Below are 1,825 nucleotides of genomic sequence, written 5' to 3' on the forward strand. Positions count from 1 at the left end.
CTAGTGCCGCATCAGGCAACGTTCGCCCTGTCGGAGGTCCTGCCTGTCGATGGCTTTGGCCGCTGGCGATAATCGTCCGATGAGTGCCATCGAACGTCATTTGCCGCCCCTGAACGCCGACGAGAGCACCACGCTCGAAAGCTGGCTTGACTTTCACCGCGTCACCCTCGCCGTGAAGTGCGAGGGCCTGGACGATGAGCAGGCCGCTGTCGCGTCCGTGCCACCGTCCGGCTTCACCTTGACCGGCCTCGTTCAGCACATGGCGGAGGTGGAGCGGAACTGGTTCCGCCGAGTGTTCGCCGGAGAACAGGCCCCGCCCATCTACGACCCGCAGGCTGACCCGTCTGCCCCCGACGGCGGCTTCGAACTGGCCGAGGGCGCCACACTGCACGACGCCCTCGCCACCTGGCACGCGGAGATCGCCCGCGCCCGCGAGCTCTGCGCCGGCCGCGCTCTGACCGACACCGGCCGTTTCATGGAGCAGGACGTCAGCCTCCGCTGGATCTACGTCCACATGATTGAGGAGTACGCCCGCCACAATGGCCACGCCGACCTGCTCCGGGAGCGCATTGACGGCACCACTGGTGTATGACGCCAGATCAGGTAGGGCCGCCGCCCTGTTGTGAAGTGACGCGCCGCCGGGTTCCGTGCCGGGCGGCGCGTCGTGTCAGGGTGCTCGGGTGGCTGAACGTGTGCGCGTGCGCGAGATTGATGACGACGAGGGGCGGCGGCTGCTGCGGATCATCCGCAGGGGCACCGGGTCGGTGGTGACCTGGCGGCGAGCCCAGATGGTGTTGCTGTCCGCGCAGGGCATGCCGGTGGCGAAGATCGCTGAGGTGTCGTTCACCAGCGATGACCGGGTCCGCGACGTGATCCACAACTTCAATACCGACGGCTTCGACTCGCTCTACCCGAAGTACAAGGGCGGCCGGCCGAAGACCTTCACGCTGCCCGAGCGGCGCGAGATCAAGAAGATCGCCAAGTCCAAGCCGACCGAGCACGCCCTGCCGTTCTCGACCTGGAGCCTGACCAAACTGGCCGACTTCCTGGTCGCCGAGGGGGTGGTCGACGACATCAGCCACGAGGGCCTGCGCATCCTGCTCCGCGAGGAAGGCGTCTCCTTTCAACGCCTGAAGACCTGGAAGACCTCCCGCGACCCGGACTACGCGGCCAAGAAGGCCCGCGTCGAGCACCTCTACGCCATCGCCGACGGCGAGGTCATACCCGAGGACGGCGAGCCCGAAGTCGTCTTCTGCATGGACGAGTTCGGGCCGCTCAACCTGATGCCCCACCCCGGACGGCAGTGGGCCGAGCGCGGCGGCGAGCACAAGGACCCCGACCGCGAGCCGCGTCGCAGGCGGCGGGCGACCTACAACCGCTACGGCGGGGTCCGGCACCTGTTCGCCGCCCTGGACCTGGCCAAGGACAAGCTCTACGGCCACATCAAGCCCATCAAGCGGCGCACCCAGTTCCTCGAGTTCTGCCGATACCTGCGCACCCTCTACCCGTCCGAAGTCCGTATCGCGATCGTCTGCGACAACTTCTCCCCGCACCTCACCACGAAGAAGTGCCAACGGGTCGGTACCTGGGCTGCGGCGAACAACGTCGAGATCGCCTACACTCCCACGAACAGCTCCTGGCTCAACCGCATCGAGGCCCAGTTCACCGCACTGCGCTACTTCACCCTCGACGGCACCGACCACGCCGACCACAAGGAGCAGGGCAGCATGATCCGCCGCTACATCATCTGGCGAAACCGCCATGCCGACGACCGGCGCCTACGCGCCATCGTCGACAGGGCGAACGTTGCCTGATGCGGCACTAG

At 67.0% G+C, this 1,825-nt stretch carries 2 protein-coding genes; both read left to right on the plus strand.

All coding sequences use genetic code 11. The features are described 5' to 3' along the window. Window positions 1-79 precede the first annotated feature (79 nt). Entirely contained in the window at window positions 80-592 is a 513-nt protein-coding gene (locus ACFQ87_RS46085) for a DinB family protein (RefSeq protein WP_380617025.1), read from the plus strand. Window positions 593-680: 88 nt separating this feature from the next. Next, window positions 681-1,814, plus strand: coding sequence for an IS630 family transposase (locus ACFQ87_RS46090; protein ID WP_380617026.1), 1,134 nt, complete (start codon window positions 681-683; stop codon window positions 1,812-1,814). The last annotated feature ends 11 nt before the right edge of the window (window positions 1,815-1,825 follow it).

The sequence above is a fragment of the Kitasatospora sp. NPDC056531 genome, from assembly GCF_042794375.1.
In the GTDB taxonomy this organism is placed as follows: Bacteria; Actinomycetota; Actinomycetes; order Streptomycetales; family Streptomycetaceae; genus Kitasatospora.

Bases quoted from the DNA above. Each gene is read 5' to 3' on its own strand.
- ACFQ87_RS46085 (WP_380617025.1), top strand. From the start codon at position 80: ATGAGTGCCATCGAACGTCATTTGCCGCCCCTGAACGCCGACGAGAGC.